The organism is Leifsonia sp. KNZ13-11D (genome assembly GCF_056754895.1).
On record NZ_JBPGWU010000001.1, the window covers coordinates 1,029,247 to 1,049,793 of the forward strand.

The following is a 20,547-nucleotide window of genomic DNA, read 5'->3' on the forward strand; positions in this document are numbered from 1 at the left end:
CTCTAGTCGGTCGCCATGGTGAGGGCCCACTGGGCGTCTTGCTCGACGGTGTGCAGGACGGAGCGGGTGATGCCGTCGGAGAGGTCCGTGACCCGGGCGATGTGCTCGTCCACGAGCCGGTCGACGTGGTGCACGCCGTCCTCGTCGATGTTCTGGTGTACGTGGAGCCGGTGGACGTCGACGCAGGTGTCGATGTCCTGCGCGGTGATGTAGGGGAGCAGAGTCGCGGCGTTCTGGGCCGCTCGCAACCCCTCATGCAGGCGAGGGATCAGGCGGCTGTTCGCCGCTTTGATCTCGAGAAGCGACGCGGCTGTGCCGCCGATGCTCGCCGCGAGCGCGAGAGCGGACACCGAGTTCACCGTGACGATGAGGCCGGAGGCGGCGGAACCGACTGCCTTCATGGCGGCCGGGTTTCTCAGGTTGGCGACCAGGCCGCTGAGGGCCGGACCGAGCGCCTCCGCCACGCCGGGTGCGATGGTGTCGAGCAGATTCGCCACGATCGCGTCCAGGCGTCGCCCTTTCGCTCCGGCACCCTCGATGGATCCGTCGGGATTGAGCGTGAACGCCTTGTTCTCGCCGATGTCGTGGTAGTCGAGCAGGCTTCGGCCGGGCTCGTCGGCCACGTAGACCGCCGCGCCGGTTCGGTCGGCGTAGAGGTTGCCGATGACATCCCACTCGTTCACGTAGTTGACGAGGGGTTTCCGGCCAGCCGCGATCTCGTTCCGCAGCCGTTCTTTCGCTTCGGGCGACAGCCACTCCCAGGGGTCCGGGCCGTTGAAGGTGACCGCGGGCCAGCCGTTCTCGGCGGCCACGAGCAGGGCCAGGAACGCGCCGAGCGAGTGGCCGTTCGTGGTGATGGTCGCGCCATGGTGCGCCTCCCGCACGCGCTCGGCGAACAGCTTGGCCTCGAACACCTGTGTTCCGGGCCCCTGATGGTCGCCGACGATGGACTGCACATCAGCGAGGACGTCCGCCCGGTGATCCGGGTTGGTGCCCGCGTACGACACGGTGATGCTCGACGTGTCGGCGCGGCCGTTCACGACCGGTGCGACCGCCATGGCCTGGAAGCCGCTCGCGGGGTCGTTCTCGGTGTCGAGCACCTCGTAGAGCTGAGCGTGATCGCCGGCGACGGCGGTGAACCGAGTGCCTGCCGCCAGGGGTGGGTCCTGCCTCAACGGGTCGATCGAATACGCGGCATCAGCAAGCTCGATGAATTCTTCGCCGGTTGTCATGGCAGCACCTCGGAGGTTCCATCACTGTAGGTGAGAGTCAGCGTTACCGGTGGAGAGCCGACGGGCACCTCGTGGGGCATGGCACCCTCGATGAATGCGGCGGACAAGTCTGGGCTGATGATCACTTGGTACTCGACGCTGTCGACGGTGGCGATCGCGTTCACCCGCCACGACGCGCCGAACCCCGCATAGTCGCCTTCTTGCGTGAACCGAATCGCTTCCACGTGAGGCCATTCGCTGCGGAAGCGTAGTGCTGACTCGCGCTGCAGTTTCAGGTTGTTTGGTTGTGCTGCCTGCTGACTCATCCCTCGGTCTCCCCAGATCGCGCATGCTGTCGAGACCGGGAGGAGCGCGGCCGCCACTGCCAGTGCACCGATCAACCGTGTCATCCGCATGTTCCACCTCGACTCGATGTCGGCTATGTCGCCCGAAGCGGCGGCGATGCCCGGACGGCGGATATTGCCGTCACTTGTAAGGACGCCGCATGGACCACATCGTGACGCGGCGCAGTGGAACGACCTGTCCATTGCAGGCATTGACAGCGTCGGAGCGCCCTCGACCGCCGGATTCCCGGCCGACGGGGCGCAACGGCGCCCGACGAATAACGGCGGGGACCACAGGGAAGCCGTCCCGTGGTCCCCGCCGCCTGCGTCCGGTCGGCGAGGGGTTGGATCAGCCGGCCGACGTCCAGGTCGATCGCGTCTTGGCGGGGCGGGGGATGCGGTGGCGGCTTCGGAGCACGACGACCTCCGCACCGGCGTCGATCAGTGCGCTCGCGGTCGCCGGGTCGGCGTACCGCTCCGCTGTGCCGGTGACGACGGTGATGGCGTCCGCCGTGACGCCGGGGCCGGCGGTGGCGACCACCGTGACACGGGAGGTCGCCGGCGCCACGAGCGAGCGGATGCTGCGGCCGAGGGCGGCCAGCCGCTGCGGGTACGCCGTGGGCGGGCCGTCGAGCGCCGCGCCCAGGTCGAGCAGGTCCAGCCGGCGCCCGGTGGAGCGGGCGATGCGCACGCGGGCGGCCGCGGCCGCGTCCACCGCGTCGAGCAGGTCGCCGCTCGATGCGTCGCCCGGCAAGCGCAGCGAGAGCCCGGCGACGCGTACACCCAGGGCATGTGCGCGAGCCTCCGCCTCGTCGGCGAGCACCGGATGGAGCCGCAGCAGCATGCCCACCCCGGCCGGCGCGCCGACGAAGTCGTCGAGGTCGCGCGGGTCGTCGACGACGAACAGCCGGACGCCGGCCTCCCAGGCGGCGCGGCGCTGAGACCCGCGTGCCCACCGGTCCGCGTACAGTACACGGGCAGTGTCCACGCCGGTGCGGCGCAGTACGGGCAGAGCCGAGTCGTGGCTCGCGACGAAGCCCGCGCCGTCGGCGGCGAGGGCGGCGAGCAGGGCGGGATGCGCCAGGGCGCAGGCGTCGAAGCGCACGTCCATCCACGGAAGGGCCGCCCGCAGTTCGCGGAAGCGCTGGGCGACGCGAGCCAGGTCGATGACGACGACGGGCTGAGAGCGCGGGGCGTCGCGCCGGGGGAGGGCGGGGCCCATCGCGACGGCCCCGGCGGTCACCCGGTTGCGGGTGGCGCCGTTCGGGCGGCCGGTTCGGGTCGCGATGGACATCGCCGTCTCCTCGGTGGTTCTCGGCCCGGGTCGCCGGGTCGCCGTCCTCGGCGTTCGGGTCGCTGAGGTTGTCTCACATGTTCGTCTCGTATGCGAATGCCCCGCATCCGGGGGGTCACCTCATTCCGAATGCGTGGAGGCACGGATGATCGACGGGGTCCGCGCAGTGATGATTGGGGGCATGGGCCCCCGTGTAGTCATCGTCGACGACCACGAGCGGTTCCGCGCCCAGGTCGCGGAGCTGCTCCGTCTGGAGCGGTTCACCGTGGTCGGCGACAGCGCGACGGCCGAGGGGGGCATCGAGCTCAGCCGACGCCTGTCGCCCGACATCGTGCTGCTCGACGTGGGGCTCCCCGACGCCAGCGGGTTCGATATCGTCGCGACGATGCACGCCACCGGGGCGGTCGTGGTGCTCACCTCCAGCCGGACAGCGACCGACTACGGACGCCGCGTCGCCGACAGCGGCGCGGAGGGGTTCATCAACAAAGAAGAGCTGACCGGTGAGGCGATCCGCAGCCTGCTAAGGTAAGCGCGTGAGCGGGGGACAGACAGATAGTTCTCGCGCGCTCAGGGTGGCGGTCGCCGACGACGCAGTGCTGCTGCGCGAGGGCATCGGGCAGATCCTGCGCGCCGGCGGGATGGAGGTCGTCGCGTCCGTCGACACCGCGGAGGAGCTCCTCGGCGCCGTGGACGCCGACCGCGACATCGACGCGATCGTGCTCGACATCAAGATGCCGCCGACGCACACCGACGAAGGCCTCCGCGCGCTGGAACGGCTCCGTGCGGACGGCTCGCAGGCCGGCATCCTCCTTCTCTCGATGTACACCACCGCCACGTACGCGATCCGCGCCATGAGCGCCGGCAGCGGAACCGGCTACCTGCTCAAGGACCGGGTGGCGGATGCGGACACGCTCGTCACCGCCGTGCGCACAGTCGCCCGCGGCGGCTCCGTGGTCGACCCCGAGGTCGTGCAGCTCCTGGTGAACGCGCGCTCGTCGCAGGCGGCGGTCGAGGCGCTGTCGTCGCGCGAGCGCGATGTGCTCCGCCTGATGGCGGAGGGCAAGTCGAACGTGGGCATCGCCGGCGACCTGCACCTCAGTCTCCGGACGGTGGAGTCGCACATCGGCCACATCATGGCCAAGCTGGGCGTGGAGGACTCCGCGGAGGGGCATCGCCGGGTCCTGGCGGTGCTGCGCTTCCTCGGCCGGGACGTCTGAGCCGTGGTCGCCGCGCGCGCGGACCTGGGGGCCGCCGAGACGCTGCGGTCCGGGAGCACGCTCCCGAACGCCCCGCGGCTGATACTGCGTGCACTCGCCGTGACGGTGGCCGTCGCCTCCAACGTGCTGGCTCAGGTGGTCAGTGCGATGACGAACGACTACGGTCCGCGGCCGTCGGGAGCGGTCTGGGCCATCGTCTTCGTCAGCGTCGCGCTCGACTACGTCATCTGCGCCGTCGTCGCCTGGCGTCTCGTGCGCAGCTGGGTGCCCGGCTGGTTGATGGTCGGCGCCGCCGTGTTCTGGTCGGCGGGCGCCTGGTACCCGCTGGTGCGGCAGTGGGGGTGGGTCTGGCCGTGGCTGGCCGGGGTCACGGACCTGTGGGCGGTGCTGGTCGGCATCCTGGTGCTCTGCTACCCGACGGGCCGGCTGCGGGCGCGGTTCGACCGCATCGTGGTGCTCGTCGTGACGGTCGCGTTCGCGATCCGGCTCGGCGGCATCCTGCTGTTCTCGTCGCCCGAGCCGTCCGAGTGCGGATGCGCCCCCAATGCCTACGCCGTGCTGCCCAGCGACACGGCGGACTACTGGCTCGGCCTCGGCTGGCGCTTCGTGGGCCTCGCCCTGATGCTGACCGTGGCGGCGCGGCTCATCGCACGGTGGTTCACCAGCTCCCTCCCCGCGCGGCGGGTGGCGTTCGTGATGCCGCTGGCCCTCGTGCTCTGGTGCTACGGCACAGTCCAGGACTCGCTGAGCTTCGCACTCGGCTGGGACGGCGGCTGGCTGCAGTTCATCCCTCCGGTCGCGATCGCGCTCATCCCTCCCGCCTTCGTCGGAGGGGTGCTCTATGCCCGCGGACTGCGCTCCCGGGTCGCCGACCTGGTGATCGTCGCGCGCGACAAGGTCGACCGCACGCTGTGGGAGTCGAGTCTGGCCCGCACCCTGCACGACAGCTCCCTCCGGGTGTTCTGGTGGGATGAGCCGCTGCAGCGCTACCAGACCAGTGACGGCCAGCCCGCACCGGAGGCCGGACCGGCCGCCCGCCCGGGGCGTTCCACCCTCGCCATCGACTCCGATCAGGGGCCGATCGCCCTCATCGAGCACGATGTCGCGCTGACGCAGGACGACCGGCTGCTCGACGCGGTCTCCTCCGCCCTGCTGCTCTCCGTCGACAACGACCGTCTGCGCGCGCGCCTCGAGCGCACCATCCAGGAGCTCCGCGAGTCGAGGCTGCGCATCGTCGAGGAGGGTTACCTCGCTCGCCGGAAGCTCGAGCGCGACCTGCACGACGGCAGTCAGCAGCAGCTGGTCTCCCTCGCGATCGGCCTGCGCATCGCCACATCCAAGGCGGAGGCGCACGGTGACGAGGAACTGGCCGGCGACCTGCAGCGGTCCTCCGAGCAGCTGGCGGATGCGCTGCGCGAACTGCGCGAGCTCGCCCGCGGCATCCACCCGACGGTGCTCAGCGACGGCGACCTCCGCTCGGCGCTCGAGGAGTTGGGGATGCGCAGCCACCTGCCCGTGGAGGTGCGGGTCGACCTCGGCGAACGGCTGCCCGAGGTGGTCGAGGAGACGATCTACTACTGCGTGTCCGAGTGCCTGGCGAACGCCGCCAAGCACTCGCGCGCCCGCACCTGCTCGGTGACGGTGAGCCGTGCGGACGCGACGGTCACGGTCGTCGTCAAGGACGACGGCCAGGGGGGTGCCCGCATCGAGCCGGGTGGCGGCCTGGAGGGCATCCGCGACCGGGTGGAGGCGGTCTCCGGCCGGGCGGACGTGCGCTCGGTCGAGGGTCTCGGCACGATCATCGAGCTGACCATCCCGGTGCACGCCTAGCCGCTCGTCACGGCCGGGGCCGCGATCGTCGTCGCTCTACTTCGCGGTCGGGGCCTTCGCGGCGTAGACCTGGTCGCCGATCGCGAAGCCCGACCAGCCGCCGCCGCAGTCGCCCGCCTTCGCGGGCAGGCCGTCGACGGGCCACCAGCTGTCCTGGATGGTCGGCTTCGGCACCGGGACCTCTGTGGCGCACGTCCCCGGCGCCACGTGGGCCTTCGAGGTGTACGTCATGATCGCCGAGCCGTCCTGCGTGTCGTAGTCGACGCGGATGATCGTCGCGTCGTCGGGCACGAACGTCGGAGAGCCGAAGGTGGAGGTCTTGGACGCTTTCATGTCCTTCGCCGTGTCGAAGATCTCCGACTCGACATGCGGCGAGAACGCGGTCAGCACGGAGCATCCGGACAGGGCCAGGGCGAGGGCGGACATCGTCGCGATGACTCCGGCGGTACGGATGCGGGGCACGGGCAGCTCCAGGTGACAGAAGGACAGGGTTCCGACAACGAGTGAACACTACGGAACTGAGCGAATCATCGGTCGGAGGGATGATCCCGCGCGGCGTCGAAGCGGGCCGCCCGTAAATCTACCCGGTACGCGACGGTTCCGCCGCCGAGGAGCGGCGTCCCCTCCGCCCGGTAGTGCTGCAGCGCGATGTGCTCGTGGTTCGCGGGTGGATGCCCGCCGGCGCGCACCACCCGCCACCACGGCACGTCGGAGCCGTAGTACGCCATGATCTGGCCGACCATCCGGGCGGCGCGGGAGCCGAGCGTCGCCGCGACGTCGCCGTAGGTCATCACGCGGCCGGGCGGGATGGAGTCCACCACGTCGAGGACGCGCTCCACGAACGATCCGGCGGCGTCCGCGTCCCCGGGGTCCCGATCAGAGGTCGAGGGCACCGATCGTCTCGCCGTACTGCGTCTCGCCGACCGGCTGGAAGCCGCTCCGGAGGAAGAACTGCTCGGGTCCGAGCTCGCCCGACTCCCAGATGACGTAGAGGCGCTGGTGTCCGCGCGCGCGGGCCTCGTCGGCGAGGGCGCGCACGGCGAAGGTGCCGATCCCGCGGCCCTGGTCGTCCGCGTCGACGTTGATGCGCCAGAGGATCGCCTTGAACTCCTCGTGCTCGGCGTTCGGGTCGAAGTTGCCCATGATGAAGCCGACCACCTCGTCGCCGTCGAGCACGACGCGCTGCCAGGAGGTGTTGGGGTCGGCGACCGCGGCCGCGGCCGAGTAGGAGACCGGAGCGACGAACTGCTCCTGGCCCGGCTTCAGTGTGAGCGCATTCGCCGCCACGACGGTCCGCGCGCTCAACTCTTCCAGTCTCAACTCAGCCATGACGAAAGGGTAACGTGCGCAGGCGACACCGCATAGTCGCGCCGAAGCCGACCGTTACCCGTGAGGAAATGTCTCGATGTCAAGATAGTTGTCGCGCTCCGGTAAGCTGTCGTCGGCTGAAACGGCAGACACCCCAGGAGAACCATGGACAAGATCAAGGTTGACGGAACGGTCGTCGAACTCGACGGCGACGAGATGACACGCATCATCTGGAAGGCCATCAAAGACTCGCTCATCCACCCGTACCTCGACGTGAACCTCGAGTACTACGACCTCGGCATCCAGAAGCGCGACGAGACCGACGACCAGATCACGATCGACGCGGCCCACGCCATCCAGAAGCATGGCGTCGGCGTCAAGTGCGCCACGATCACGCCGGACGAGGCGCGCGTCGAGGAGTTCGGCCTGAAGAAGATGTGGAAGAGCCCGAACGGCACGATCCGCAACATCCTCGGCGGCGTGGTCTTCCGCGAGCCGATCATCATCTCCAACATCCCGCGGCTCGTCCCCGGCTGGAACAAGCCGATCGTCATCGGCCGTCACGCCTTCGGCGACCAGTACCGCGCCACCGACTTCACCTTCGACGGCCCGGGCACCCTCACCATCAGCTTCCAGCCGAACGACGGCGGCGAGGCGCAGAGCTTCGAGGTCTACCAGGCCCCGGGCGCGGGTGTGGCGCTGGCGATGTACAACCAGGACGAGTCCATCCGCGACTTCGCCCGGGCCTCGTTCAACTACGGCCTCGACCGCCAGTACCCGGTCTACCTGTCGACCAAGAACACCATCCTCAAGGCCTACGACGGCCGCTTCAAGGACCTCTTCCAGGAGGTCTTCGACACGGAGTACAAGGAGAAGTTCGACGCGGCCGGTCTCACCTACGAGCACCGCCTCATCGACGACATGGTCGCCTCCAGCCTCAAGTGGGAGGGCGGCTACGTCTGGGCCTGCAAGAACTACGACGGCGACGTGCAGTCCGACACCGTCGCGCAGGGCTTCGGCTCGCTGGGCCTGATGACCTCCGTGCTGACCACGCCCGACGGCTCGGTCGTCGAGGCGGAGGCCGCGCACGGCACCGTGACGCGCCACTACCGCCAGTACCAGCAGGGCAAGCCGACCTCGACGAACCCGATCGCCTCGATCTTCGCCTGGACGCGCGGCCTCGCGCACCGCGGCAAGCTCGACGGCAACCAGGATCTCATCGACTTCACCCACACCCTCGAGGACGTCGTGGTGAAGACGGTCGAGCAGGGCAAGATGACGAAGGACCTCGCGCTCCTCGTCGGCCCCGAGCAGAAGTTCCTGACCACCGAGGAGTTCCTGGACGCGATCAGCGAGAACCTGAAGGCGCGCCTGGGCTGACCCCTGCTGCAACGATTTGTGCCAATGTTGGTCATCTCCCCGCGAGAACCGACATTTGGCACAGATCGTTACGGGGGAGACGCTCAGCGCGCGGTCCAGCCTCCGTCGATCGCGAGAGTCTGGCCGGTGATGAGGGATGCGGAGGGCGACGCCAGGAAGGCGACCGCGCCCGAGACCTCCCGCGGCTCCCCGATGCGGTGCAGGGCCGCGATGCGATCGACGGTGTCGGCGCGGAACGCGTCGTCCGAGAGGGCCGCCGCGGTGCCGTCGGTCGCGATGAACGTGGGAGCGACGGCGTTGACACGGATGCCGTACTCGCCCCACTCGACGGCCAGGCACCGGGTCAGGTGGACGACGGCCGCCTTCGCCGCGCAGTAGGACGCCTCGCCCGGCAGCGCGACGAGACCCGCCTGCGAGGCGACGTTCACGATCGAGCCGCCCCCGTTCGCCCGCATGGTCTTCGCGAGGTGCTGGGAGACGAAGAACGTCGAGCGCGTGTTGAGCTGCCAGACGTGGTCGAAGTCCTCCTCGGTCACCTCGAGCGCGGGGGAGTCGACGCCGCCGCCCGCATTGTTGACGAGGATGTCGATCGGGCCGAGGTCGGCGGTGACCGCGTCGACGGCCGCGCGGCACGCGGCCAGGTCGAGCACGTCCATCCGGATGGCGGTCGCGGTCACGCCGAAGCCCCGCAGCTCCTCGACGAGGTCCGCGGACCCCTCGGGATTCCGGACGCCGAGGATGACGTCGGCCCCCTGGCCCGCGAGCTCGAGGGCGATCTCCCGCCCGAGCCCACGGCTGGCGGCGGCGACCAGGGCACGGGACCCGGTGAGCGAGAATGGTGTGCGGGGCGCCGGAGCGGCGGCGGATGCGTCGGTCATGCTCGGAGCCTATTCCGCTGCTCAGGTAACGACTTCGTTTCGTCTCTTGCAATTCATTTGTTCGTAAGCTTTACTAACAAACATGACGACGACGGAGGTGCAGGGAAGCGCCGGCGGGCTGGGCCCGGGGCGGGTGCTCCGGCCGCGCGCCAAGGTGCTCCCGGAGCACGCCCGCAGTCACAACCGGTCGCTCGTGCTCCAGACCCTCTACCGTTCGGGGGAGCGCAGCAGGGCCGACCTCGCCAGGGAGACCGGCCTCACGCGCGTCACCGTCTCCGACCTCGTCGCCGAACTGCTCGCCGAAGGGCTGGTCATCGAGCTGGGCCAGCGCGAGTCCGCCCGGCCGGGAAAGCCCGCGGTTCTGCTCGACATCAACCGGAGCGCCCACCAGATCGTCGGCGTCGACCTCAGCGACCACGACCGCTTCCGCGGCGCGGTCATGGACCTCGACGGCGCCATCATCGCCTCCGCAGAGGTGATGCTGGCCGGTGACGGCGGCGCCCCGGCGGTCGGCGAGGCCGCACTCGCCAAGGTGGACGAGCTGGTCGACCGGCTGGTCGCATCCGCCACCGCTCCCATCCTCGGCGTCGGTGTCGGCTCGCCCGGTGTCGTCGACCTCGCGGGCACCGTCCTCACCGCTCCCAATCTCGGCTGGAGCGACCTCGCCCTGCAGCGGCACCTGGCCGCACGCACCGGCCTCGCGGTCGTCGTCGCGAACGACGCGAACGCGGCGGCCCTCGCCGAGCACACGTACGGAGGAGCGGCGGGCGACATGATGCTCATCCGCGTCGGTCACGGCATCGGCGCCGGGCTCCTGGTCGCAGGCGCGCTGGTGTACGGCAGCCACTTCGCCGCCGGGGAGATCGGCCAGGTCATGGTCGGTACGGACCTCGGGCTCGACACCACCTACAACCGCGACCAGGTGCTCGAGCACTGGCTCAGCGTCCCGCAGCTGCAGCGCGGCCTGCGCGCAGCCGAGGCCGCGGGGATGGACGCGACGCCCATCCTGCGCGAAGCGGGCCAGCGCCTGGGCATCGCGCTCGCGCCCGTCGTCGGCGCCCTCAACCTGTCGGAGATCGTGCTCAGCGGCCCGACCGAACTGCTCGACGGCCCCCTCGCGGAGGCGACCGTCCACACGCTCCGGAACCGGACCATGGCGGAGAACCACGCCGACCTGTCCCTCCGGATGACCACGCAGGGGCAGGACATCGTCCTGCGCGGCGCGGCCGTTCTCGTCCTCTCCGGACGACTCGGGGTCTCGTGACACAGCCTGCCCCTTGACCACCTCGAACACCGATCACCTCGAAAGTCCCACACAACCAAAGCCCCACCCCTACGAAAGGACAGTGCTATGAAGAGAAAGCTCGTCGGCCTCGCCGCTGTGGCCACAGCTTCCGCTCTCGTGCTCGCCGGATGCGCGTCGGGAGGCTCCACCGGAGCCAGCACCGACGGCAAGGGCAAGACGATCACCCTCTGGCTCGTCGGCTCGGACACCCCGGACGCCCTGCGCAACTACCTGAAGACAGAGTTCGCAAAGGAGACCGGCGCGACCCTCAAGATCGAGCAGCAGGACTGGGGAGACATCGTCACCAAGCTCACCACCGCGCTCCCCGACGCCAACAACACCCCCGACGTCACCGAGATGGGCAACACGCAGTCGCCGACCTTCACCAACGTCGGCGCGTTCCTCGACATCTCCGACATGTACAAGGACCTCGGCGGGAGCGACCTTCTCCCGTCGTTCGTCGAGGCCGGCAAGGTCGACGGCAAGAATTACACGCTGCCGTACTACTTCGGCTCGCGCTACATGTTCTACCGCAAGGACGTCTACCAGGCGGCCGGCGTCAGCGTCCCGACCACCCTCGACCAGTTCAACACCACCGTGGCCGACATCACGGCCAAGAACCCGAAGAACATCGACAACTTCTCCGGCTTCTTCCTCGGCGGCCAGGACTGGCGCGACGGCATCTCGTGGATCTTCGCCAACGGCGGGGACATCGCGAAGAAGGACGGCTCCACGTGGAAGGCCACCCTCGAGTCGGCCGACTCGCTGAAGGGCCTGCAGCAGCTCCAGGACCTGTACAAGAACGCATCCAAGGCGCCGAACGACGCCAAGGACTCGAACCAGTACATCTACGTGAACGACACCGACCAGACGGTCGACGCGGACGGCAACAAGACGGGTGACACCTCGCTCGCCGCCGCGACGATCATGGCCCCGGGATGGGCGCACTGGTCGATCGGCGACCTGTCGCAGAAGGACGGCAAGCCGGTCCGCACCTGGAACGACGCCACCTTCGGCACCTACGTGCTGCCGGGCAACGACGGCAAGCCCGCACCGGTGTTCGCCGGCGGCTCCAACATCGGCATCTCGGCGAAGACCAAGGAGCCCGGCCTGTCGAAGACGCTCCTGAAGATCATCTTCTCGAAGGAGTACCAGGAGATGCTCGGCAAGAACGGCCTCGGCCCGGCCAACGCGAAGTACACGTCCTCGCTCGGCGACGACCAGTTCGCGAAGGCGCTCATCGAGTCGGCGTCCAACTCCAAGCTCACCCCGGCGGCTCCGGGATGGGCGTCGGTCGAGGCGGGCAACGTGATGGAGGAGTTCTTCTCCAAGATCCGCGACGCGTCCGACCTGAAGGCGCTGGCGCAGGAGTACGACAAGAAGATCGACGCGCTGCTCAACGTCAAGAGCTGACGCCGATCCGTCCCACCGGGGCGAGGGCGCGGAGGCACCCCTTCCGCGCCCTCGCCTCCGCCCTCAGACTCTGAACATCACCGGAAGGAGGACGCCCGTGACCGCAACGGAGGACACCCGCATGGCCGTCGCCGCGCCGCCCCCGCCCTCACCGGACGCCCCGCGCCGTCGCCGGGGGAGGCTGACGCCGTACACGCTGCTGCTGCCGGCCATCGTCATCCTGCTCGTCGCTCTCGGCTACCCGGTGGTCTGGCAGCTGATCACGTCCCTGCAGCACTTCGGGCTGGCCCAGCAGTTCGGCAAGCCCGCCGATTTCGTCTGGTTCGAGAACTACATCACCCTGCTCTCGGACGGCTACACCTGGGTCGTCGTCGCCCGCTCGATCGCCTTCTGCCTGGTGACCGCGGCCGTCACGGTCGTGATCGGTGTCGGCACGGCGCTGCTGATGAACGCCGTCAACCGCGTGGTCCGCATCATCCTGCAGATCGCCCTGCTGCTCGCCTGGGCCATGCCGGTCGTCGCCGCGATGACCGTGTGGAACTGGCTGTTCGACTGGCGCCGCGGCGTCGTCAACTACGTGCTGACGTCGTGGGGCCTCGACTTCCAGGACCACAACTGGCTGCAGAATCCACTGTCGTTCTTCTTCGTGGCGATGGTCATCGTGACGTGGATGAGCGTCCCGTTCGTCGCCTTCTCCATCTACGCCGGGCTGACGCAGGTCTCGACGGAGGTCGTGGAGGCCGCACAGATGGACGGCGCGCGCGGCGGGCAGCGGCTGCGCTACATCATCCTGCCGATCATCCGGCCCGTGCTCGGAATCGTGCTGCTGCTGCAGATCATCTGGGACCTGCGGGTCTTCGCGCAGATCAAGCTGCTGCAGGACAAGGGCTCGATCGCGAGCGAGACCAACCTGCTCGGCACCTACATCTACCAGCTCGGCGTCGGCTCGAGCGACTTCGCGATGGCCAGCGCCGTCAGCGTCTTCGTGTTGGTGCTGACGGTCGCCCTCAGCTGGTTCTACGTGCGCCACCTGCTGAAGGAGGACGAATCGTGACAGCCTCGACGACCGCCCGCACCGCGACCGCAGCGCCCGTGCGCCGCGTGCGCTCCCGCCGCCGCATCCGCGTCTCCCGCGTGCTGCTGGGTGCGCTCGGGATCGTGCTGGCCCTGATCTGGGTCTTCCCCGTGTACTGGATGGTGAACTCGGCACTGCTGCCGAATGTCATCCTGCAGAACAGCACTCCGACCTGGCTGCCGTTCGGCGGCTCGTTCGACAACTTCACCGCCGTCGTGCAGGGCGGCACGTTCTTCCCGGCGCTCGGGATGAGCGTCGCCGTCGCGCTGATCACCGTCGTCTGCTGCCTCGCCTTCGCGTTCCTCGCCGCCCTGGCGATCAGCCGCTTCCGGTTCCGCGGGCGCCGATCGTTCGTGCTGGCGGTGCTGCTGATCCAGATGCTCCCCGCCGAGGGGCTGTTCATCGCGCAGTACAAGCTGATGGGCACGCTGGGCCTGCTGAACACGGTCGTCGGCGTGAGCATCCTGTACATCGCCGCCGTCGTGCCGTTCACCATCTGGATGCTGCGCGGCTTCGTCGCCGGCATCCCCGCCGACCTGGAGGAGGCGGCGATGGTGGATGGTCTCAGCCGCACGCAGGCGTTCCTGCGGATCACCTTCCCGCTGCTCGCGCCCGGCCTCGTCGCCTCCGGCGTCTACGCCTTCCTGCAGGCCTGGAACGAGTTCACGGTGGCCCTCGTCATCCTGCCGCAGTCGAGCAGCGCGACGCTGCCGCTGTGGCTGCGCGGCTTCGTGCAGCAGTCCGCCTCGCGGGCGACCGACTGGGGCCAGGTCATGGCGGCGTCGACGCTCGTCGCGGTGCCGGTGATCATCTTCTTCCTGATCGTGCAGGGCCGCATGACCAGCGGCCTCGTCAGCGGGGCGGTCAAGGGGTGAGCGGCGCCTCCGTCGCCGACACCGCCCTGACCGACCCGGACCTGCGCCGCAGCATCGCGGCGACGCTGCTGCCGGGCTTCGTCGGCACGACGCTGCCCGGCTGGCTGGCGGAACGGCTGCGCGACGGCTTGGGCGGGGTGTGTCTGTTCGGCCAGAACATCGCGTCGGCCGAGCAGCTGCGCGCCCTCACGTCCGCGGTCTACGCCGCCAACCCGCACGCGATCGTCGCGATCGACGAGGAGGGCGGCGACGTCACGCGGCTCTACTACGAGAGCGGCTCGCCCTATCCCGGCAATGCGATCCTGGGCCGGCTGGGCGACCCGGGCTACACCGAGCGGGTCGCGCGCCGGGTCGGCGAGGAGCTGCGCCGGGCGGGCGTGAACCTCGACTTCGCGCCGGACATCGACATCAACTCCAACCCCGACAACCCGGTGATCGGCGTGCGCAGCTTCGGCTCGGACCCCGAAGTCGTCGCCGAGCACGGGGCCGCCTGGACGCGCGGTCTGCAATCGGCCGGCGTCGCGGTGGCGGCGAAGCACTTCCCGGGCCACGGCGACACCGGGACGGACTCGCACCTCGAACTGCCGGTGGTCGACCTCTCGGCAGCGCAGCTGCGCGAACGGGAGCTCGTGCCCTTCCGGGCGGTCGTGGCCGCCGGAGCGCGCGCGGTGATGACCTCGCACATCCTGCTGCCCCAGCTCGACGCCGCCCTGCCCGCGACCCTCAGCCGCGCGATCGTCGAGGGGATGCTGCGCGGCGAGCTCGGCTTCGGCGGCGTCGTGGTCAGCGACGCCCTCGACATGCATGGCGCCAGCGGCGACCGGGGCATCCCGGAGGCGGCGGTGCTGGCGCTCGCCGCCGGGTGCGACCTGCTCTGCATCGGGACGGAGAACACCGACGCGCAGCTCGCTGCGATCGAGGACGCGATCGCCGCGGCCCTCGCCGCCGGGCGCCTCGCGCCGTCGCGCCTCGCCGACGCGTCCGCCCGCGTCCGCGCGCTCGCCGCCTCCGTCGCTCTCGCCGCCTCCGCCTCCGTCGAGTCCACGAAAAGTGCACGCTCCGACGGGGTTTCGCGTGCACTTTTCGCGGACTCGACGGAGGGGGCCGAGGAGGCCGAGCGGGAGGAGCGGGAGGAGCGGGAGGAGCGGGAGGATGCGGAGGCGGCGGAGCGCGCGTTCGACGTGAGCCCGTACGCGCGGGCGTGGCTGCGGCGGCACGGCGGAGGACGGTTCTCCGTCGTGCGCATCGACACGGTCGCGAACATCGCCGTGGGCAGCGCCCCGTGGGGACCGTTCTCCGTGGTGGAGGCCGACCCGGCGGCTCCGGAGGCGGCGGCCTTCGCCGCGAACCCGGCGGTGCTCTTCACCGAGGGCGACCATCCCGACCTTGTGCTGGCGGCGCAGTCGCCGGTGCTCGTCATCGGCAAGGACAACCATCGGCACGCCTTCGCACGCGCCGCCATCGACCGGCTCCGCGCCGAACGCGACGAGGTGCTCGTCGTCGACATGGGCTGGCCCAGCGACGACCGCGCCTACGCCGACATCGCCACGTTCGGCGCGTCGCGCCTGGTCGGGCGCGCCCTGCTCTGCCTGCTCGGACGCGGGTCGTGAGACTCGGGATCGACATCGGCGGCACCAAGACGGACGCTGTCGCCGTCGACGAGTCCGGCGCGCTCGCGGAACGCGTCCGGCTCCCCACCGGCTTCGGGCACGCGGCCGTCGTGGAGACCGCCGTCGCCGCGGTGTCGCGGCTCGGCGAACTGACCGGCCTCGCGCCCGGCGCGTTCCAGTCGATCGGGGTCGGCATCCCCGGGATGGTGGACGTCACGTCCGGTCACGTCGCCCACGCCGTCAACCTGGGGCTCGACCGCTTGGAGCTCGGCGGGATGCTGGCCGGCCGCCTCGGCGTCGGCGTGCACGTCGAGAACGATGTCAAGGCGGCGGCGCTCGGCGCCTCGCATCTCCTCCGCCTCACCGGGACGGTCGCCTTCCTCAACCTGGGCACCGGGATGGCCGCGGGCATCGTCGTCGACGGACGCCTGTGGCGCGGCAGCACCGGCATCGCCGGCGAGATCGGGCACCTGCCCGTCGACCCGGGCGGCCCGCTGTGCGCGTGCGGCCAGCGCGGCTGCCTGGAGACGCTCGCCAGCGGCTCCGGTATCGCCCGGCAGTGGCCGACCGACGACCCGTTCCCGGTGCGCGCGCTGTACGCTGCCGCGGCAGACGGCGACCCCGCCGCGCAGGTCATCGCCGCTAGGCTGGCGGTGGGCATCGCCGCCGCGGTGCGCGTCCTCGTGCTCACCGTCGACCCCGCCACCGTGGTGATCGGGGGCGGACTGAGCCGCCTGGGGGAGCGCCTGCTCGGCGAGGTCCACGAGGTGCTGCACGACTGGGAGCGCACGTCGCCGTTCCTGGCGTCGCTCGACCTGCCCGGGAGGGTGCGCCTCGTTCCCGAAGGTAGCCCCGTCGCCGCGCTCGGTGCGGCACTCGTAGGAGAGAACTGATGGCAGAAATCGTCGTCGTCCCCGACCAGGATGCCGCGGGCGACCTCGCCGCACGCAGCATCTTGGACCTCATCGCCGCCAAGCCCGACACGGTGCTGGGTCTGGCCACCGGATCCACCCCGCTCGCCGTCTACCGGGCGCTGGAGCGCGGCATCAGGGACCGCGGCGTGGATGTGTCCCACGTCCGCGGTTACGCGCTCGACGAGTACGTGGGCCTGCCCGCCGGCCACCCCGAGTCGTACCGGGCGGTCATCACCCGCGAGGTGGTCGAGCCGCTCGGCCTGACGCCGTCGCTCATCCACGTGCCGAACGGCTCGCTCGACGGCATCGAGCACGCAGGCGCCGACTACGAGCGGGCCATCGCGGAGTCCGGCGGGGTGGATGTGCAGCTGCTCGGCATCGGAACGGACGGTCACATCGGCTTCAACGAGCCGGGTTCGTCGTTCGCGTCGATCACCCGGGTGAAGACGCTGACCGAGCAGACCCGCAAGGACAACGCGCGCTTCTTCGCGTCGGAGGACGACGTCCCGATGCACTGCATCACGCAGGGCCTCTCGACCATCCTGAAGGCGCGGCACCTGATGCTGCTCGCGTTCGGCGAGGGCAAGGCGGAGGCGCTCGCGGGCGCGGTGGAGGGGCCGGTGTCCGCGTCCAACCCCGGGTCGGCCATCCAGCTGCACCCGCACGTGACCGTGCTCGTCGACGAGGCCGCCGCCTCCCGCCTGCGCAACGTCGACTACTACCGCTACGCCTACGCGAACAAGCCGTCCTGGCAGACGCTGTAGCGGCGGCGGCCGCCGCCTCGTGTCAGCGCACGAGGACGGCGCCGTCGGCGACGACCGTGCGCACGCGCCAGTCGTGGTCGAGCAGCACCGCGTCCGCGACGTAACCCGTGTGCAGCCGGCCGAGCCGGTGCTCCTCGCCCAGCACGTGCGCCGGGGTGCGCGTGAGAGCTGTGACCGCGGCCACCGGGTCGACGCCGGCGCGGGTGACGGCGTTGCGCAGGGCGACGTCCTGGGTGAGCGTCGAGCCGGCGATCGTGTCGGTGCCGGACAGCACCGCGAGGCCGTCGTGCACCGTCACGTTGAGCCCGCCGAGGTGGTAGTTCCCATCGGTCGCACCGGCGGCAGCCATGGCGTCGGTCACGAGGGCGACGCGGCCGGGCGCCTCCCGGAACAGCAGTCCGGCGACCGAGGGATGCACGTGCAGCCCGTCGAGGATGAGTTCCAGCGTCACGTCCCGGTTCTCGATGGCCGCCATCACGGGACCGGGCGCACGATGGTGGATGCCGGGCATCGCGTTGAACGCGTGGGTCAGCAGGCGGGCGCCCACCTCGAACGCTCGGGCGGCCTGGGCGTAGTCCGCGGTGGTGTGCCCAACGCCGACGACGACGCCGGCCTCGATCAGCACGCCGATCGACTCCAGCGCATTGGGCAGCTCGGGGGCGATGGTCGCTGTCCGCAGGGTTCCGCGGGCGGCGCCGATCAGCTCCTCCACGGCCTCCGGCTCCGGGTCGAGCAGGTACCGCGCGTCGTGCGCGCCGCGCCGCTCGGCGGCGAGGAACGGACCTTCGAGGTGCGAGCCGAGCACCAGCGGGTCGGAGGCGGTGAGATCGGCGACGATCGCGAGGGTCTCGCGGAGCGCCGGCAGCGGATTCGCGACGTGCGAGATGAGGGAGCGGGTGGTGCCGTGAGCGCGGTGCGTCGCCAGCGCAGCGCGCAGGTCGTCGATGCCGTCGTCGTACGGGTGCCCTCCGCCGCCGTGGCAGTGCAGGTCGAGGAACCCCGGGGTGAGCCAGTGGCCGCCGGCGTCGACGACCAGCGCCTGCCCGGAGTCGGAGGCCGCCTCACGCCAGCCGATCCCGGTTCCGGTCGCGGTGATGCGCGCGCCGTCGGCGACGAGCCAGAAGTCATCGACCAGCCCGTCCGCATCCACTTTGCGGGCGCTGTGGACGACGAGGCGGCTCATGCGAACTCGCGCCGGCCGTTGATGACCCCGCTCACGGTCGCGACGACCGCGAAGACGATCGCGACCACCGGCTGGCCGAGATCCCACCACGCGAACGCGGCCGAGGCCATCACGACGACCTCGACGATCGCCTTCACGAACGCGTCGACGTGCAGCACGGCGCGGGGCGAGCGGAACAGCGCCCACAGCAGGATCGCGACGACGGGCGCGCCGATGCCGACCATGATGTTCCACGGCAGCGGCCACACGACGAAGCCCCAGATGGCCAGCGAGACGATCGCGAACAGTTCGAGCAGGAAGCGCACGACGTCGTTGACGCCCAGCTTGAAGGAAGCCGGCTGATCGGGGGCGGAAGTCACCGGACCAGTGTAGCCGCGGGCGGTCAGCGGAAGATGATGGTGCGGGCGCCGTCGAGCAGTACGCGATCCTCCGCGAACCACTTCACGGCCTGTGTCAGCGTGCGGCTCTCCTCGTCCTGCCCGATCGCCACGAGCTCCTGCACCGACTGGGTATGGTCGACCCGCACGACGTTCTGCTCGATGATCGGCCCCTCATCGAGGTCGCTGGTGACGAAGTGCGCGGTGGCGCCGATCAGCTTCACCCCGCGGGCGTGCGCCTGGCGGTACGGGTTCGCCCCCTTGAAGCCGGGGAGGAAGGAGTGGTGGATGTTGATCGCGCGGCCGGCGAGACGCTCGCACAGCTCCGGCGACAGGATCTGCATGTACCGGGCGAGCACGACCAGCTCGATGTCGTGCTCCTCGACCGCCTCCAGGATGCGCGCCTCGAACGCCGCCTTCGACGCCGCATCGTGCACCGCCTGCGCCTCGAACGGCACCCCGTAGAACCCGGCGAGGTCGCTCAGCGTGTCGTGGTTGGACAGCACCAGGGGGATCTCGACCGGCAGCTGGCCGGCCCGCTGGCGGAACAGGAGGTCGTTGAGACAGTGCGCCGCCTTCGAGACGAGCACGAGCGTCCGCAGCGGCCGCCCGACGTTGTCGACGCGGTGCGTCATCCCGAACCGCTCGACGACGGGAGCGAGCGCCTGCTCGAACTCGTCGCGCCCGGCCTCCGACTCCACCTGCAGCCGCATGAAGAACCGGCCGGTGTCGGTGCTCGCGAACTGCTGGCTCTCGGTGATGTTGCCGCGGGCGGCGACGATCGCGCCGCTGACCGCGTGCACGATGCCGGGACGGTCAGCGCAGCTGAAGGTGAGCACCCAGTGGTTGGAGGCGGTGGAGTCGGTCACCAGATCAGGGTAGCGGGGCGCGGAGACGTCGCCGCGCGGGCGCCGTCAGGCGGGGACGTCCTGCATCGCGCTCCGCCGGATCAGGATCGCCCCGACGATGCGCCCGATCAGAACCCCTGCGCCGACGAGCAGGATCAGCCCGTTGACCAGGTCGGCGCGCCACTGGTGGACATCCGCGGTGACCAGCAGGACGGCGATGCCGCACGCCAGCCCGGCGGCCGCCCCGCCGGCGCTGCGTCCGCGCTCCGCCCGGCGACGGACCCGGGCGCCCGGGTTCGGTGCGGCCACAGCGAGCATGAGCCGGAAGAGGGAGTCGATGATCACGACGATGGCCGCGAGCAGTGCGAGCCAGCCGAGGTAGTACACGTTCGACATCGCCCAGGCCGTGCTGAGGCCGGCGAGCGCGAGCAGTTGGATGCCCTGGACGACGATGGACGCCAGCGGCGCGATTCCGCCGCCGAGCGCCTCGATCCGGCCGGCGAAGAGGCGTCGGAGCGTCGTCCAGCACACGATGACGAGGATGCAGCCGACCTGGCCGAACGTGGTGCCGTCGATGACGGTGCTTCCGCCGGTCATCCAGAGGATCCAGCCCGCGGTGACGACCACGGCGGCATCGATGAGGGCAGTGGAACCGGCCCAGGTCGCCGCGAGGCCCGCGACGGTGAGGCGGCCGTTCGAAGCGGTGCGCTGGGGGGATTTCGTGAACATGCGAGTGGCCGT

Annotated in this window: 22 protein-coding genes; 11 read left to right on the forward strand and 11 right to left on the reverse strand. The window is 70.4% G+C overall.

The window, feature by feature from the left end:
* Nucleotides 1-2: 2 nt before the first annotated feature.
* The 3 genes from ACR9Y5_RS05200 to ACR9Y5_RS05210 form a co-directional block, all read right to left on the reverse strand.
* Nucleotides 3-1,232 (reverse strand): Tle-like phospholipase domain-containing protein, encoded by a 1,230-nt coding sequence (locus tag ACR9Y5_RS05200; protein WP_481296957.1) that lies wholly within the window; start codon nucleotides 1,230-1,232, stop codon nucleotides 3-5.
* On the reverse strand, nucleotides 1,229-1,537 hold the full coding sequence (locus ACR9Y5_RS05205) for a hypothetical protein (protein ID WP_481296958.1): 309 nt from the start codon (nucleotides 1,535-1,537) through the stop codon (nucleotides 1,229-1,231). The genes ACR9Y5_RS05200 and ACR9Y5_RS05205 overlap by 4 nt, the downstream gene beginning before the upstream one ends.
* A 367-nt stretch (nucleotides 1,538-1,904) precedes the next feature.
* Complete coding sequence (locus ACR9Y5_RS05210) at nucleotides 1,905-2,849, reverse strand: hypothetical protein (RefSeq protein WP_481296959.1); 945 nt, start codon at nucleotides 2,847-2,849, stop codon at nucleotides 1,905-1,907.
* Nucleotides 2,850-3,030: 181 nt separating this feature from the next.
* On the opposite strand from ACR9Y5_RS05210, the gene ACR9Y5_RS05215 reads away from it, so the two are divergent.
* The 3 genes from ACR9Y5_RS05215 to ACR9Y5_RS05225 are packed head-to-tail and all read left to right on the forward strand — an operon-like array spanning nucleotide 3,031 to nucleotide 5,896.
* On the forward strand, nucleotides 3,031-3,378 hold the full coding sequence (locus ACR9Y5_RS05215) for a response regulator (protein WP_481296960.1): 348 nt from the start codon (nucleotides 3,031-3,033) through the stop codon (nucleotides 3,376-3,378).
* A 4-nt stretch (nucleotides 3,379-3,382) separates the two neighbouring features.
* Nucleotides 3,383-4,066, forward strand: a complete 684-nt coding sequence (locus ACR9Y5_RS05220) for a response regulator transcription factor (protein WP_481296961.1) — start codon at nucleotides 3,383-3,385, stop codon at nucleotides 4,064-4,066.
* A 3-nt stretch (nucleotides 4,067-4,069) separates the two neighbouring features.
* Entirely contained in the window at nucleotides 4,070-5,896 is a 1,827-nt protein-coding gene (locus ACR9Y5_RS05225) for a sensor histidine kinase (RefSeq protein ID WP_481296962.1), read from the forward strand.
* Nucleotides 5,897-5,932: 36 nt separating this feature from the next.
* Here the strand turns inward: ACR9Y5_RS05225 and ACR9Y5_RS05230 are convergent, their stop codons facing one another.
* The 3 genes from ACR9Y5_RS05230 to ACR9Y5_RS05240 all read right to left on the reverse strand — a co-directional run bounded on the left by ACR9Y5_RS05230 (nucleotide 5,933) and on the right by ACR9Y5_RS05240 (nucleotide 7,225).
* Nucleotides 5,933-6,358 (reverse strand): hypothetical protein, encoded by a 426-nt coding sequence (locus ACR9Y5_RS05230; RefSeq protein WP_481296963.1) that lies wholly within the window; start codon nucleotides 6,356-6,358, stop codon nucleotides 5,933-5,935.
* A gap of 65 nt (nucleotides 6,359-6,423) precedes the next feature.
* A complete protein-coding gene (locus tag ACR9Y5_RS05235; protein ID WP_481296964.1) occupies nucleotides 6,424-6,789 on the reverse strand; it encodes an MGMT family protein in 366 nt (121 codons plus the stop codon).
* Complete coding sequence (locus tag ACR9Y5_RS05240) at nucleotides 6,773-7,225, reverse strand: GNAT family N-acetyltransferase (RefSeq protein WP_481296965.1); 453 nt, start codon at nucleotides 7,223-7,225, stop codon at nucleotides 6,773-6,775. The genes ACR9Y5_RS05235 and ACR9Y5_RS05240 overlap by 17 nt, the downstream gene beginning before the upstream one ends.
* Before the next feature lie 144 nt (nucleotides 7,226-7,369).
* On the opposite strand from ACR9Y5_RS05240, the gene ACR9Y5_RS05245 reads away from it, so the two are divergent.
* Entirely contained in the window at nucleotides 7,370-8,584 is a 1,215-nt protein-coding gene (locus ACR9Y5_RS05245; RefSeq protein WP_481296966.1) for an NADP-dependent isocitrate dehydrogenase, read from the forward strand.
* An 83-nt stretch (nucleotides 8,585-8,667) separates the two neighbouring features.
* Here the strand turns inward: ACR9Y5_RS05245 and ACR9Y5_RS05250 are convergent, their stop codons facing one another.
* Entirely contained in the window at nucleotides 8,668-9,462 is a 795-nt protein-coding gene (locus tag ACR9Y5_RS05250; RefSeq protein WP_481296967.1) for an SDR family NAD(P)-dependent oxidoreductase, read from the reverse strand.
* An 82-nt stretch (nucleotides 9,463-9,544) separates the two neighbouring features.
* Here ACR9Y5_RS05250 and ACR9Y5_RS05255 point away from each other — a divergent pair, with 82 nt between their 5' ends.
* From ACR9Y5_RS05255 to nagB, 7 genes are all read left to right on the forward strand, one after another.
* Nucleotides 9,545-10,726, forward strand: coding sequence for an ROK family transcriptional regulator (locus ACR9Y5_RS05255; RefSeq protein WP_481296968.1), 1,182 nt, complete (start codon nucleotides 9,545-9,547; stop codon nucleotides 10,724-10,726).
* An 87-nt stretch (nucleotides 10,727-10,813) separates the two neighbouring features.
* Nucleotides 10,814-12,160 carry an extracellular solute-binding protein gene (locus ACR9Y5_RS05260; RefSeq protein WP_481296969.1) on the forward strand — a complete coding sequence of 449 codons (1,347 nt, stop codon included), beginning with the start codon at nucleotides 10,814-10,816 and terminating at the stop codon, nucleotides 12,158-12,160.
* Nucleotides 12,161-12,257: 97 nt separating this feature from the next.
* Nucleotides 12,258-13,214: a carbohydrate ABC transporter permease gene (locus ACR9Y5_RS05265; protein ID WP_481296970.1), complete on the forward strand. Its 957-nt coding sequence runs from the start codon at nucleotides 12,258-12,260 to the stop codon at nucleotides 13,212-13,214.
* A complete protein-coding gene (locus ACR9Y5_RS05270) occupies nucleotides 13,211-14,110 on the forward strand; it encodes a carbohydrate ABC transporter permease (protein ID WP_481296971.1) in 900 nt (299 codons plus the stop codon). The genes ACR9Y5_RS05265 and ACR9Y5_RS05270 overlap by 4 nt, the downstream gene beginning before the upstream one ends.
* Complete coding sequence (locus ACR9Y5_RS05275) at nucleotides 14,107-15,720, forward strand: glycoside hydrolase family 3 protein (protein ID WP_481296972.1); 1,614 nt, start codon at nucleotides 14,107-14,109, stop codon at nucleotides 15,718-15,720. The genes ACR9Y5_RS05270 and ACR9Y5_RS05275 overlap by 4 nt, the downstream gene beginning before the upstream one ends.
* Nucleotides 15,717-16,613: an ROK family protein gene (locus ACR9Y5_RS05280; protein WP_481296973.1), complete on the forward strand. Its 897-nt coding sequence runs from the start codon at nucleotides 15,717-15,719 to the stop codon at nucleotides 16,611-16,613. The genes ACR9Y5_RS05275 and ACR9Y5_RS05280 overlap by 4 nt, the downstream gene beginning before the upstream one ends.
* Complete coding sequence (gene nagB / locus ACR9Y5_RS05285; protein WP_481296974.1) at nucleotides 16,613-17,398, forward strand: glucosamine-6-phosphate deaminase; 786 nt, start codon at nucleotides 16,613-16,615, stop codon at nucleotides 17,396-17,398. The genes ACR9Y5_RS05280 and nagB overlap by 1 nt, the downstream gene beginning before the upstream one ends.
* A gap of 22 nt (nucleotides 17,399-17,420) precedes the next feature.
* Here the strand turns inward: nagB and nagA are convergent, their stop codons facing one another.
* The 4 genes from nagA to ACR9Y5_RS05305 are packed head-to-tail and all read right to left on the reverse strand — an operon-like array spanning nucleotide 17,421 to nucleotide 20,535.
* Nucleotides 17,421-18,581, reverse strand: a complete 1,161-nt coding sequence (gene nagA, locus ACR9Y5_RS05290) for an N-acetylglucosamine-6-phosphate deacetylase (protein WP_481296975.1) — start codon at nucleotides 18,579-18,581, stop codon at nucleotides 17,421-17,423.
* A complete protein-coding gene (locus ACR9Y5_RS05295; protein WP_481296976.1) occupies nucleotides 18,578-18,940 on the reverse strand; it encodes a YrdB family protein in 363 nt (120 codons plus the stop codon). The genes nagA and ACR9Y5_RS05295 overlap by 4 nt, the downstream gene beginning before the upstream one ends.
* A gap of 23 nt (nucleotides 18,941-18,963) precedes the next feature.
* Complete coding sequence (gene purU, locus ACR9Y5_RS05300; RefSeq protein WP_481296977.1) at nucleotides 18,964-19,827, reverse strand: formyltetrahydrofolate deformylase; 864 nt, start codon at nucleotides 19,825-19,827, stop codon at nucleotides 18,964-18,966.
* Between the two features lie 45 nt (nucleotides 19,828-19,872).
* The gene (locus ACR9Y5_RS05305; RefSeq protein ID WP_481296978.1) at nucleotides 19,873-20,535 is read right to left on the reverse strand and encodes a hypothetical protein; all 663 of its coding nucleotides are present in this window, start codon (nucleotides 20,533-20,535) and stop codon (nucleotides 19,873-19,875) included.
* Nucleotides 20,536-20,547 lie beyond the last annotated feature (12 nt).